The organism is Streptomyces sp. NPDC039736 (assembly GCF_055596485.1).
In genome coordinates this window covers 266,634-279,335 of the sequence record NZ_JBVIUQ010000006.1, presented here as the reverse complement: position 1 = coordinate 279,335, position 12,702 = coordinate 266,634, and the positions used below count along the sequence as shown (strand labels likewise).

Sequence of the window (12,702 nt, the reverse complement as noted above, 5' to 3'; positions counted from 1 at the left end):
ACTGCTGGGGCGGGGGCTGGGGGTGCGGCCGGGGCCGGGGCGCCGTGCGCCGTGGGGGCGGACGTCACGTCCGGTCCCCGGGCAGGTCGTAGATGCGGTCGCGCGGGGTGATGTTCGGGTCGCTGCCGTCGGGGATGCGGGCGAGGCGCACATGCACCGCGAAGGACTCGGCGTACGCGATGCGCTGGGCGTCGCGGGTGCTGAGCGCGAAGGTGATCGGGACGGCGTCCTTCATCTTGCGGTTGCGGTCCTTGGCGTCGGGCTCCAGCGGGGTGATCCTGCCGACGTCGATCACGCGGGCGCCGGAGACGATGACCCAGGACTCCTCCTGCTTGCTCTTGGGGGCCAGCTTCTTGTCGGACTCGAAGGTCGCGTAGACGTTGACCTTCGAACCCGGCGTGATCTTGCCCGCGACGCCCGTCTCGGCGTCGATCATGATGGCGATCTCCTGCTCCCCCGGCTGGAGTTCGGGGCGCTTCACCAGCATGTCCGTCTGGAGCAGGGAGCCCTTCCGCAACTGGGTGACGGCGATCTTCCCGCGGATCTCGGAGATGTCGGTGACGGCGTTGTCCGAGAGCCACCGCTTGGGCATCTCCACGCGCTCGAACTGCGCCGCCGTCAGCGTCCGGTACGGCGCGACGTCCGCCTTCAGGCGGTACGCGGTGACCTCCGGGCCGACCTTCGAGTTCACGTCGCGGATCACCGACAGCACTCCGACGAACGCGCCGACCGCGCACAGGACGGAGAGGATCAGCAGGATGATGCCGCGGCGCTGCCGTGAGTTCATGGTGCGTGCTACCTCGATCGGAATACGTCGGAACCGGAACCGTGCGAGTGGTGCAGGCGATCAGAGAGCGTCGGAGGGCGGGGCGTTGCGCGCGACGCGGCGCAGCGCAGCGCGCAAGGCCGCGCGCGAGGCGTCGCCCGGGACGTCACCCGGGGCATGGCGCGGAGCATTACGTCGCACCGCGGCTCAGCACCGCATGCGGCTCCGCCGCCGTCGCCACCGGCGCCGAACAGAACCCGCAGCGGTCGCCTATCAGCTGTGTCCCGCACCAGTGGCACTGTTCGATGCGCACCGAGGAGACGAGCTGGTAGAGGACGGAGACGTCGGGCAGGAAGGCCGCGAACTCGACCACCTTCGGCGTCCCCCACCAGCCCGGCGACGCCGTCGGCAGCCCGACCTCCTGGGTGCCCTGCACCTGCCAGGCGGGGGCCAGCGTCTCCGTGACCCAGGACGACGACAACTGGCCCGCCGCGACGGCCAACTGGGTGGCGAACTCCGGCCCGGTCAGCTTCTCCTCGCCGCCCAGCTTGATCAGTTGCGGCTCCGGGTTGGACAGTACGGCGAACTGGCTGCCCGGCATCCACGACTTGGCGTGCGACTTCAGGCTGACCGGAATGCGGTCCAGCTTGGTGACGGAGTTCAGGAGCGCGCCGGCGTAGACGTAGTGCGAGAGCAGGCGGGCCGCGGAGGCGATGACGCCCGCGCTGAAGTCGCAGACCGAGAGCTGGCGGAGCTGCCGGGCGAGGACCGCGATGCCCAGCGGCGGGAGGTCCAGCTTGAGCAGGGCGATGCGGTCCGTCTCCAGGACCGAGCGGACCATGTGCAGCCGGTGCTCGTGGGCCGCGGGCAGGGAGGAGGGGTACAGGGCGACGAGGAAGCCGTGCCGCTCCAGCAGGACGTTCGTCTCGGCGAGCGCCGCGTCCAGGGACTGGTGGGCGGGCGGCTGGAGGACGGCGGCGGTCGGGGTCTGCCGGTCGGTCGGCGGCAGCACCAGGTCGGCGCTGGTCACGGCTATCGCTGTCGGCACGTCGATGTCCCCGCTCCCCGTTGCCCGACCGTTCGCGTCCGCGCCCGTGCTCGCGCTCCTGTGCGCGCTCGCGTTCGCGCCGCTCCCGCTGTCGCTGTTCCTGTGGCTGATCCTGTCGCTGCTCTCGCCACTGCTCTTGCCGCTGCTCGTGTCGCCGTTCTTCTCGCCGTTCCGGCCGCTGTTCCCGGTTCCGCTCCCGCGCTCGCCGCTCACGCATGGTGCAAGCACTCGTCACCACACGTGGTGCATCTGCACTTTAGCCACGTCATACGGGGGAGAGAACAGCTTCCAGAGATCCCGTACGGCACTCAACTCACCGTTTTTCACCGCGAATTGATCTTGTTCGACGAGTATTCGCACTCCGTTTCCCCTGGCGGGGTCACCGCGACCCCATGTCACTGCGGTGCTACCGCAGGTGATCATGCATTCCGCTTACGGCTGGGGGAACACGGTTTCGGGCCATTCTTCGACGCTGCGGCCAGAAGCCGCCCACAATGGGCACAGTGATCCACTTGACATCCGAAATGGACTGAACCAATTTTGTCTGGCTTGACCCGCATATGACCGACTGGAGACAGTACGTGCACAGAGCAGCCCGCATCCGACGCTTCACCCTCGGCACGGCCGCCGCCGTCCTCGCCACCGGGATGCTGGGAGCCTGCACGAGCGACGGACCGGCGGACGGCGGGGTGCGGGCAGCGCCCGAGAAGTCGTCCGCGGCCCCGAAGCCCACCCCGACGCCGACCCCCACGCCCAAGGCGCTGGGCGCCCCGCAGGTCCCCCGGCACGCCCTCACCGGCTACTGGCAGAACTTCCGCAACGGCGCCGCGATCGAGAGACTGCGCGACGTCTCCGACGCGTACGACATCATCGCCGTCTCCTTCGCCGACCTGGCGGGCGAACGCGGCGAGGTCGGCTTCAAGCTGGACACCGGGGGCCTGGGCGGCTACCGGGTCGAGGAGTTCAAGGCCGACATCAAGGCCAAGCAGCGGGCCGGGAAGTCCGTGATCATCTCGGTCGGCGGGGAGCACGGCAAGGTGGAGGTCGACGACGCCGGGACGGCGAAGCGCTTCGCGGACTCGGTGCACGAGCTGATGACCGAGTACGGCTTCGACGGCGTCGACATCGACCTGGAGAACGGCGGCGTCAGCGCCGAGTACATGACGCGCGCCCTGAAGGACCTGCACGGCCGCGTCGGCCCGAAGCTGGTCGTCACGATGGCCCCGCAGACCAAGGACATGCAGTCCACGGACAGCGACTACTTCAGGACCGCGCTGAACATCAAGGACTTCCTGACCGTCGTCAACACCCAGTTCTACAACTCGGGCTCGATGAAGGGCTGCGACGGCAAGGTCTACCAGCAGGGCACGGTCGACTTCCTCACCGCGCTCGCCTGCATCCAGCTCGAGAACGGCCTCGACCCCTCGCAGGTGGGTCTCGGCCTACCCACCAACAGCAGCAACAAGAAGGCCGGTTACGTCGAACCGGAGGTCGTGAACAAGGCGCTGGACTGCCTGACCCGGGGCACCGGCTGCGGCACCTTCAAGCCCGCCAGGACCTACCCGGGGCTGCGCGGCGCGATGGCCTGGTCGACCAACTGGGACGCCAAGGGCGGCAACGCCTGGTCGAAGGCGGTGGGCGCACACGTGCGGTCGCTGCCGTAGTAGACGAGTGCTCCGGTACGGGGGAGGGGGGACCCGGCGCGGTGAGCGCCGGGTCCCCCCTCCCCCGTACGCCTACTTCGTGAACAGGTCGACGACCTGCTTCACGCACAGCACCACGAACAGCAGCCCGCCCAGCGCCAGCATCACGTTGCTGAGCCAGCCGTTGCGCCACTCGGCGGGCGTGCGGCCGGAGTTGAGCAGCCAGACCAGGGTCAGGGCGAGGAACGGCATGAAGAACGCGCCGAGCACCCCGTAGACGACCACGAGTCCGAACGGCTGGTCCAGGAAGAGCAGACCGATCGGCGGGAAGGTCAGCCACAGCAGGTACGCCCGGAACGGCAGCGACTTCTCGCGCTTGCCGGCCGCGACCTCCTCGACCATGCCGACGACCGGCTGCCCGGTCCTGCGCTCCCGCTGGAAGCGCTCCACGAAGTCCGCGAACATCAGGCTCACGCCGTGCCAGACCCCGATCAGCGCGCCGAAGGACGTGGCGAAGAAGCCGATCAGGAAGAGCTTCGCGGTGACCGGGCCGAACTTGTCCTCCAGCACCCCGCCCAGGTCGATGAGGCCCTTGTCGCCCTTGCCGAGCGCGACACCGGAGGAGTGCAGGAGCTCGGCGCCGATGATGAGCATGGCGACGACGAAGACGCCGGTGGTGAGGTAGGCGACGCGGTTGTCGAGGCGCATCACCTTCATCCAACTGGTGTCGGTCCAGCCCTTGGAGTTCACCCAGTACCCGTAGGCGGCCATGGTGATGGTGCCGCCGACGCCGCCGATCAGGCCGAGGGTGTAGAAGAGCGAGCCGTCCGGGAGCGTGGGCACGAGCCCCTTGACGGCGTTGCCGAGGTCGGGCGCGACGCGGATCGCGACGTACACGACCACCAGGAACTTCAGCCCGATCACCACGGTCATGAACTTCTCGAAGACCGCGTACCGGTTGAACCACACGAAGGCGAGGCCGAGCAGGCCGCACAGGACCGCCCAGAACTTCATGTCCGGCCCGTTCGGCATGAGCGCGGCGAGCGGGAGCGCGGACGAGGACATCGCGGTGGCGCCGTACACGAAGCCCCACACGACGACGTACACGCCGAAGTAGACCGTGGTCCACTGCCCCAGGCTGCGCCACCCCTCGAAGAGGGTCTTGCCGGTGGCCAGGTGCCAGCGGCCGGTGGCCTCGGCGAGGGAGATCTTCACGACGCAGCCGATGACCGCGGCCCACAGCAGGGTGTACCCGAACTGGCTGCCCGCGATGAGGGTGGCGACGAGGTCCCCGGCGCCGACCCCGGTCGCGGCGACGACGATCCCCGGCCCGACGTACTTCCAACTGGCCTTGCGCAGGGCGGGCCGGCCGAGTTCGGGGACAACTCCCCCGTCACCCGCCCGGCCCTTGCCGCCTTCACTGCCCTTGCTGCCCTTGCTGCTTGAAACACTGTCCGACATGGGCTTTTCCTGCCTCCCGTTGTCCCCCCACGGTGATCCGGATCACCGTGGGGGGCGGGGGCGGGCGGACGCAAGGGGCGGGGCGGGATCGTCTCCGTATCGCAGCCGGACGTGCTGCTCACGGCGTGTTGTTCGAGTCGGTGCGTGCCCGTCGGCCCGGTTATGGAACGACCAGGCTGAGGAGGGCGGCGACGGCGAAGCCCGCGACGGAGAGGACGGTCTCCAGGACGGTCCAGGACTTCAGGGTGTCGCGTTCGGAGATGCCGAAGTACTTGGCGACCATCCAGAAACCGCCGTCGTTGACGTGCGAGGCGAAGATCGAGCCGGCGGAGATCGCCATGATGACGAGGGCGAGGTGGGCCTGCGAGACGTCCTGGCCCTGGACCATCGGGACCACGATGCCGGCCGTGGTGACGATGGCGACCGTCGCCGAGCCCTGGGCCACGCGCAGCACGACGGAGATCAGCCAGGCGAGCACGATGACCGGCAGTCCGACGTTGTCGAAGGTCTCGGCGAGGGCGGCCGCGATGCCGCTGCCCTTGAGGACCGCGCCGAAGATGCCGCCCGCGCCGACGACGAGCAGGATGTTGCCGACCGGCTTCAGGGACGAGGTCGACACCTTCTCCAGGGACTTGCGGGACCAGCCGCGGCGGATGCCGAGGAGGTAGTACGCCAGGAGGAGGGCGATGGTCAGGGCGACGAAGGGGTTGCCGAAGAACTCGATGACTGAGCGCGGGGTGGAGGGGTCCAGCGCGATGGAGGAGAAGGTCGCGCCGAGGATCAGGACGAGCGGGGTGCCGATGATGGCGAGGACGGTGCCGAGCGGGACGGGGTCCTCGCGGGGTTCGACCCCGGCGGCCTGCTGCTCGGCGACGACGGCGGCCTTGGCCTCCTCGGCCGCCTCCACCATGTCCTGCGGTACGGGGACGAAGATGCGCCTGCCGATCCAGGCGGAGTAGGCCCAGGCGGCGATGACGGCGGGGATGCCGACGACCAGGCCCATCAGGATGACCCAGCCGAGCGAGACCTTGAACAGTCCGGCCGCGGCGACCGGCCCGGGGTGCGGGGGCAGGAAGGCGTGGGTCATGGAGAGCCCGGCCAGGAGCGGCATCGCGTACAGGAGGACGGACTTGCCGCTGCGCTTGGCGGCCGCGTACACGATCGGGGCGAGGACGAAGATGCCGACGTCGAAGAAGACCGGGATGCCGAAGATGAGGCCGGTGAGGCCCATGGCGAGGGGGGCGCGCTTCTCGCCGAAGAGGTTGAGCAGGCGCTGCGAGAGGACTTCCGCTCCGCCGGAGACCTCGAGGATCGCGCCCAGCATGGTGCCCAGGCCGATGATGATCGCGACGTGGCCGAGGATGCCGCCCATGCCGGACTCGATGACGGAGACCGCGCTGGACTTCTGGACGGTGCCGAAGAGTTCGGTGACCGAGAGGCCGGCGGAGAGGCCGACCGCGACGGAGACCGCGAGGAGGGCCACGAAGGGCTGGAGTCTGACCTTGATGATCAGGAAGAGCAGGAGGGCGATACCCAGCACGGCGACGGTGAGGAGGCCGGGGGTGCCGTCGATGAGGGCGAGGAGGCCGCCGGTGCGCGGGGGCGTTTCGGCGGGGGGTGTGGCGGCGAGCTGCATGTGCGGTCAACTCCGTACGGAGAGGGGGCTTCTTGCAGGTGCGGGGGGATTTCCGTGCCCCACGGGGGGCCCGAAGCTGTGTCACTGCGCGGGCACGCCCCGTCAGGGGCGCGGGGAACTGCGCGAGCAACCACGACGCATCCGCACGGGAACCGGAGGCAGCCGCGCGGCGAGCGCTTTAGGGAAAGGGGCGGGGCAGGGGCCTCTTCTGCCTGGGCAGAACGAGGCTGACGCGTCCGGTGCCGGGGTTGAGTTCACGGCCCCGGCGGGGTCGCGCGCCCGGCACAGGCGCTCGCGTGGGGGGCACCCGGGTGGGCCGGGAGCGGGAGGGGCCGCCCCCTTGCCCGCCCTCCCCCAAGCTCTCGGCTTCGCTCGAGCAGGGGGTACCCCCCTCGCCCCCTTGGGGCGGCCCCGTCGCCCAAGGGGACGGGGCGCTCAAGGGGGTGGAGGCGCTTAAGGGGGCGGAGGCGGCAGGGGCTGGCTGCCCGAAGGGCACGCCATCAGGGGCGCGGGGAACTGCGCGACCAGCCACGACACACCCGCATGGGACGTGCACCCCGCCACGACACACCCGCACGGGACGTGCACCCCCTCACGCCGTGCCCGCACAGGACGTGCACCCCCTCACGGCGCGCCCGCACAGGACGTGCACCCCGTCACGGGCGCAGCCGCCACGCCGGCACGGCGGGAGGGGAGGAGAGGAGAGGAGAGGCGGGACCGCACGTTCCCCGTGGCGTGTTCGGGGAAGGCTCAGCCCAGGACCGCGAGCGCGTCGATCTCGATGAGGAGGCCGGCCGGCAGGCCGACATAGACCGTCGTCCGGGCCGACGGCGCCTCCTTCAGATCGGCGAAGTACTCGTTGTAGATCGCGTTCATCTCCGCGAAGTGGTCCACGTCCGTGAGGTAGACCCGCATCATGATCACGTCCTCCCAGGACGCCCCTCCCTCCTCCAGGATCGCCTTGACGTTGGCGAACGTCTGGAGGGTCTGCTCCCGCAGCGTCGGCCCGGCCGGCGTCGGCGCCTGGCCCTCCACCGCCGGGAGGAAGCCGACCTGACCCGCCACCTGGAGCAGGTTCCCCTTGCGCACCCCGTGCGAGAACCTCGCGGGCGGAGCCGTGTGCGTCGACGGGGTGATCGCGGTCTTTTCGAGCTTGTCAGCCATGGGATTGCTTCCTAACCAGACGAAGTGACGAAGGTGGGGTGGTGCGCGGGGGCGCGATGCGCCCTACGCGGGTCGTGGGGCGTCGCCCGTACCGGAGTACTCGCGACTGATCGCCTCCGCCGTCCGGCGCACCAGCGGCAGCAGCGTGAGCAGCTCCTCCCGCGTGACGACGACGTTCGGTGCGGACACCGACATCGCCGCGACGACCTTGCCGTCCGCGCCCCTGATCGGTGCGCCGACGCAGTTGATGGATTCCTCGTGTCCCCCGAGGTCGGTGGCCCAGCCCTGTTCCCGTACGAGCGCCAGCTCGCGGAGGAAGGCGAAGGCGTTGGGGGTCGAGCGGGCCGTGTACTGCGGGTACTCCAGCTTCTCGGCGATCTCCCGCCGCTCCCCCTCGGGGAGGTCGGCGAGCAGCAGCTTCGCCACCGCGGCGACCGTGATCGCCACCGGCTTCCCGATCCGCGAGTACATCCGTACCGGATAGCGGCTCTCGACCTTGTCGATGTAGAGCACCTCGCCCTCCTCGCGCACCGCGAGGTGGACGGTGTGCCCGCACTCGTCGTTGAGCTCCTTGAGGTACGGATGCGCGATGTCCCGGACGTCCAGGTTCTCGACCGCCTCCTGCGCGAGCGCGAACAGCCGTGCCCCGAGCCGGTAGCGCTGGTCCTGCTGCCGGTGGACGAGGCCGTGCTCGTGCAGGGTGCGCAGCAGCCGCAGGGCGGTGGACTTGTGCACGCCGAGCCGTTCGGCGACCTGCCCGAGGTCGGCGGGCCCCTGCGCGAGCAGCGGCAGAATGCTCAGCGCCCGGTCGACTGTCTGACTCATGCGGTACGTACCTCCACGTGCGCCCCCGCCCCGGTCCACCCGGGGCCGAGACGAAGTCTCTCCCAGGCGTCGGCGTCCAGTGCGGCCAGCGTGTCGGCCAGCTCCCGCGCGGGCACCTCGGCCACGTCGCCCGGCACGGTCAGCGCGGCGGCCGCCGTGAGGTGCCCGTGCCGCAGCCGCAGCGGTACGTCGAGCCCGCGCAGTGTCGCGGACAGGAACCCGGCGGCGAAGGCGTCCCCCGCCCCGACGGGCGCGACCACCTCGACCGTCGGAGCCGGTACGGAGTGCGCCTCGCCCCCGGCGAAGACGGTCGCCCCCGCCGCGCCCCGCTTGACGACCAGCAGGTCCGGTTCGGGCAGGGCCTCGCGCACGGCGCGCGGTCCGCCCCGTACTCCCCAGGCGGCGGCCGCCTCGTCCTCGCCGACGAAGACGATGTCCGCCCCGCGCGCCAGCTCCAGCAGCACGGGCCCGCCGTCGGCCGACGAACTCCACAGCCCTGGGCGGTGGTTGACGTCGAAGGACAGCAGCGGACGCCCCTCCCCCGCCGCGCACAGCTCGCGCATCAGCGCCAGGCAGTCCGCCGACAGCGCGGCCGTGATGCCCGACAGGTGCAGCACCCGTCCCCCGAAGAGGGCGGAGCGCGCCACCGTGTCCGGCGACATCGCGGAGGCGGCGGAACCGGCCCGGTAGTAGGCGACCTCGTGGGTGGCGTCGTCCCGGTCGTCGGCGGTGCGGAAGTAGACGCCCGTCGGGCGCTCCGGGTCCCGCACCACATCCGTCACGTCCACCCCGTACGCCCCGATCGCCTCGATCAGATGCGTGCCGAAACCGTCCGCGCCGACCCTGCTGACCCACTTCGCGCCGTGGCCGGCGAGGGCGAGCGCGCAGGCCACATTGGACTCGGCGCCGCCGATGGTGCGTCCGAAGGACGGCACGTCGGCAAGCCGGCCGGGGCGGGAGGGGAGGAAGGTGACCATGGACTCGCCGAGGCAGACGACGTCGCAGACCCGATCGCCGGCGGTGCCGTCGGCCCGAGCGCTGACGTCGCCGACGGCGATCCTGGAACCTGAACCTGACTGTTGTGCGGACACGGCTCGGATGTTAGACATCGGTGAGCGATATACGCAATGGGCGTTGCACAACATGCAACGTCCGGAGGGAGGAGCCCCATGGGAGCCGAGGCCGATCAGATGACGCCGGAGGTACGGGAGCTCGCGAACGAGCCCGTCAGCCACCGCTTCAAGGCCCTTCCGCCGGACGCCGAAGCCGCCGGGCTGACCGTCGGCGAGCTGGCCGCCCAGCGCCGCAACGTCTTCGACGGCGGCTTCACCACTCCCCTGCTCGCCCTCTCCGCCGAGTCGCTGGCCCACAACCTCGCACTCCTGGAGACGTACACCGAGCGCCACGGCCTCGCCTTCGCCCCGCACGGCAAGACCTCCATGTCGCCGCAGCTCTTCCAGCGGCAATTGGAGCGCGGCGCCTGGGGCATCACCGCCGCCGTCCCCCACCAGGCCCGGGTCTACCGTGCCTACGGCATCCGGCGGATCTTCCTGGCCAACGAGCTCGTCGACGCCGCCGCCCTGCGCTGGGTCTCCGCCGAACTGGAGGCCGACCCCGCCTTCACCTTCATCTGTTACGTCGACTCCGTGCGCGGCGTCGAGCTGATGGACGAGGCGCTGCGCGCGGCCGGCGGCTCCCGGCCGGTGGACGTGGTGGTGGAGCTGGGCGCGGGCGAGGGCGCCCGTACCGGAGCGCGCACCCCGGCGGACTGCGCGCGGGTCGCCGACGCGGTGGCCGCGACCGGCACGCTGCGGCTGGTCGGCGTCGCCGGGTACGAGGGCGAGGTGCCGAAGGCGGACGGCGATCGGGTGCGCTCCTGGCTGCGCGAACTGGTCACGCTGGCCGTGGAGTTCGACCGGGCCGGGCGGTTCGGCGAGGGCCTCGGCGGGATCGTCGTCAGCGCGGGCGGCAGCGCCTGGTTCGACGCGGTCGCCGACGTGTTCGCGGAGATCCCCGAACTCTCCCTCCCCGTACTGAAGTTGCTGCGCTCGGGCGCCTACGTCTCGCACGACGACGGACACTACAAGGAGCTGACCCCCTTCAACCGGGTGCCGGACGAGGGGCGGTTGCAGCCCGCCTTCCGGCTGTGGGCACAGGTCGTGTCCCGGCCGACGTCCGCGCAGGCCTTCGTCAACGCGGGCAAGCGGGACGCGGCGTACGACCTGCACCTGCCCGAGGCCCAGGTCGTACGGTCCGCGCGGGACGGCGTCGTCCGGCCCGCGACCGGCGTCACCGTCACCGGTCTCTCCGACCAGCACGGCTGGCTGAGCACCGACGCCGGGGCGCGGCTGGAGGTCGGGGACTGGGTGGGGCTCGGCATGTCCCACCCGTGCACGATCTTCGACAAGTGGCAGCTCATCCCGGTGGTGGAGGCCGACGGCACGGTCGTCGAGTTCGTCCGCACGTTCTTCTGAGAGGGCCGCCTTCCATGGATCTCGTCATACGCGGCGCCCGGGTGATCGACGGCTCGGGCGGCGCGTCCTACCGCGCCGACGTCGGCATCACCGCGGGCCGCATCACCGACGTCTCCCGGGACCAGCGCCTCACCGGCGCCCGGGTCCTGGACGCCGACGGGCTCGCCCTCAGTCCCGGCTTCATCGACATGCACGCCCACTCCGACCTCGCCCTCCTGCGCGACCCCGACCACAGCGCGAAGGCCGCGCAGGGCGTCACGCTGGAGGTGCTCGGGCAGGACGGATTGTCGTACGCGCCCGTGGACGACCGCACGCTGGCCGCCGTCCGCACCGCGATCACCGGGTGGAACGGCGGCGCGCCCGGGGACACGACCGTCGACTTCGACTGGCGGTCGGTGGGCGAGTACCTCGACCGGCTGGACCGGGGCATCGCGGTCAACGCGGCGTACCTCGTCCCCCAGGGCACGGTCCGGATGCACGCCGTCGGCTGGGACGACCGGCCCGCCACGCCCCGGCAGCTCGACCGCATGCGGCAGTTGGTCGCCGAGGGCCTGGAGCAGGGCGCGGTCGGCATGTCCTCCGGGCTCACCTACACGCCCGGCATGTACGCCGACGACGCCGAGCTGACCGAACTGTGCCGGGTGGTCGCCTCGTACGACGGCTACTACTGCCCCCACCACCGCTCGTACGGCGCCGGAGCCCTCGAGGCGTACGCCGAGATGGTGGAGCTGACCCGCAACGCGGGCTGCGCCCTGCACCTGGCGCACGCCACCATGAACTTCGGCGTGAACAAGGGCCGGGCCCCCGACCTGCTGGCCCTCCTGGACGCGGCGCTCGCCGACGGGGCCGACATCAGCCTCGACACCTATCCGTACACCCCCGGCTGCACCACGCTCGTCGCGATGCTGCCGAGCTGGGCGGGCGAGGGCGGGCCGGACGCGATCCTGGCGCGGCTCAGGGACGACGCCACGGCTGAGCGGATCCGCCACCACCTGGAGGTGGTCGGCGCGGACGGCTGCCACGGGGTGCCCATCGAGTGGGACACCATCGAGGTCTCCGGCGTCTCGGACCCCGGCCTGGCGGGCTGCGTCGGCAAGACGATCGCCGCGGCGGCCGCCCAGCGCGGCGAGGCCCCCTGGACGACCGCGCGGCGGCTGCTCATCAACGACCGGCTCGGCTCGACGATCCTCCAGCACGTCGGGCACGAGGAGAACGTCCGCGCCATCATGCGCCACCGCGTGCACACCGGCGGCAGCGACGGCATCCTCCAGGGGTACAAACCGCATCCGCGCGCCTACGGCACCTTTCCGCACTATCTCGGCCACTACGCGCGGGAGCTGGGCGTCCTCTCCCTGGAGGAGACCGTCGCCCACCTCACCTCGCGCCCCGCGGCCCGGCTGCGCCTGCCCGACCGGGGCCTGGTCCGGGAGGGGTACCGGGCGGACCTGGTGCTCTTCGACCCGGCGACCGTGGCGGCGGGTTCGACCTTCGACGCGCCGCGCACCCTGCCGGTCGGCATTCCGCACGTACTGATCGACGGGCGGTTCGTGATCGAGGACGGCAAGCGGACCTCCGTGCTGGCGGGGCGGTCCGTACGGCGCACCGCCGGGCGGCGCTGAGGACGCCGGGGCGAACGTGTCGCCGCGGTGCGGCGGGCGGGGTGACGAAGGACACCCGGCCTGCGG

The 12,702-nt window shown here is 71.2% G+C and carries 11 protein-coding genes; 4 read left to right on the top strand and 7 right to left on the bottom strand.

Annotation, left to right across the window (positions count from 1 at the left end):
* Positions 1–64: 64 nt before the first annotated feature.
* Both cpaB and ACZ56L_RS20695 read right to left on the bottom strand, forming a co-directional pair.
* Entirely contained in the window at positions 65–787 is a 723-nt protein-coding gene (cpaB, locus tag ACZ56L_RS20700) for a Flp pilus assembly protein CpaB (RefSeq protein ID WP_345228703.1), read from the bottom strand.
* A gap of 169 nt (positions 788–956) precedes the next feature.
* Positions 957–1,814, bottom strand: a complete 858-nt coding sequence (locus ACZ56L_RS20695; protein ID WP_471065479.1) for a hypothetical protein — start codon at positions 1,812–1,814, stop codon at positions 957–959.
* A 46-nt stretch (positions 1,815–1,860) separates the two neighbouring features.
* On the opposite strand from ACZ56L_RS20695, the gene ACZ56L_RS20690 reads away from it, so the two are divergent.
* Both ACZ56L_RS20690 and ACZ56L_RS20685 read left to right on the top strand, forming a co-directional pair.
* Positions 1,861–2,151, top strand: coding sequence for a hypothetical protein (locus ACZ56L_RS20690; protein ID WP_471065477.1), 291 nt, complete (start codon positions 1,861–1,863; stop codon positions 2,149–2,151).
* 244 nt (positions 2,152–2,395) lie between these two features.
* On the top strand, positions 2,396–3,478 hold the full coding sequence (locus ACZ56L_RS20685) for a chitinase (RefSeq protein WP_468686249.1): 1,083 nt from the start codon (positions 2,396–2,398) through the stop codon (positions 3,476–3,478).
* A 72-nt stretch (positions 3,479–3,550) separates the two neighbouring features.
* Here the strand turns inward: ACZ56L_RS20685 and ACZ56L_RS20680 are convergent, their stop codons facing one another.
* The 5 genes from ACZ56L_RS20680 to ACZ56L_RS20660 all read right to left on the bottom strand — a co-directional run bounded on the left by ACZ56L_RS20680 (position 3,551) and on the right by ACZ56L_RS20660 (position 9,520).
* Positions 3,551–4,918, bottom strand: a complete 1,368-nt coding sequence (locus ACZ56L_RS20680; RefSeq protein ID WP_468686250.1) for an Nramp family divalent metal transporter — start codon at positions 4,916–4,918, stop codon at positions 3,551–3,553.
* Between the two features lie 160 nt (positions 4,919–5,078).
* The gene (locus ACZ56L_RS20675) at positions 5,079–6,554 is read right to left on the bottom strand and encodes a GntP family permease (RefSeq protein ID WP_345228707.1); all 1,476 of its coding nucleotides are present in this window, start codon (positions 6,552–6,554) and stop codon (positions 5,079–5,081) included.
* Between the two features lie 750 nt (positions 6,555–7,304).
* Positions 7,305–7,718, bottom strand: a complete 414-nt coding sequence (locus ACZ56L_RS20670) for a RidA family protein (protein WP_401756465.1) — start codon at positions 7,716–7,718, stop codon at positions 7,305–7,307.
* A 63-nt stretch (positions 7,719–7,781) separates the two neighbouring features.
* Positions 7,782–8,543 carry an IclR family transcriptional regulator gene (locus ACZ56L_RS20665; protein WP_345228709.1) on the bottom strand — a complete coding sequence of 254 codons (762 nt, stop codon included), beginning with the start codon at positions 8,541–8,543 and terminating at the stop codon, positions 7,782–7,784.
* Positions 8,540–9,520: a sugar kinase gene (locus ACZ56L_RS20660; protein ID WP_471065716.1), complete on the bottom strand. Its 981-nt coding sequence runs from the start codon at positions 9,518–9,520 to the stop codon at positions 8,540–8,542. The genes ACZ56L_RS20665 and ACZ56L_RS20660 overlap by 4 nt, the downstream gene beginning before the upstream one ends.
* Before the next feature lie 192 nt (positions 9,521–9,712).
* Between ACZ56L_RS20660 and ACZ56L_RS20655 the strand changes: the two genes are divergently transcribed.
* Together ACZ56L_RS20655 and ACZ56L_RS20650 are read left to right on the top strand one after the other, a co-directional pair.
* Positions 9,713–11,017 (top strand): amino acid deaminase, encoded by a 1,305-nt coding sequence (locus ACZ56L_RS20655; protein WP_471065473.1) that lies wholly within the window; start codon positions 9,713–9,715, stop codon positions 11,015–11,017.
* A gap of 14 nt (positions 11,018–11,031) precedes the next feature.
* Positions 11,032–12,636 (top strand): N-acyl-D-amino-acid deacylase family protein, encoded by a 1,605-nt coding sequence (locus ACZ56L_RS20650; protein WP_401756469.1) that lies wholly within the window; start codon positions 11,032–11,034, stop codon positions 12,634–12,636.
* The last annotated feature ends 66 nt before the right edge of the window (positions 12,637–12,702 follow it).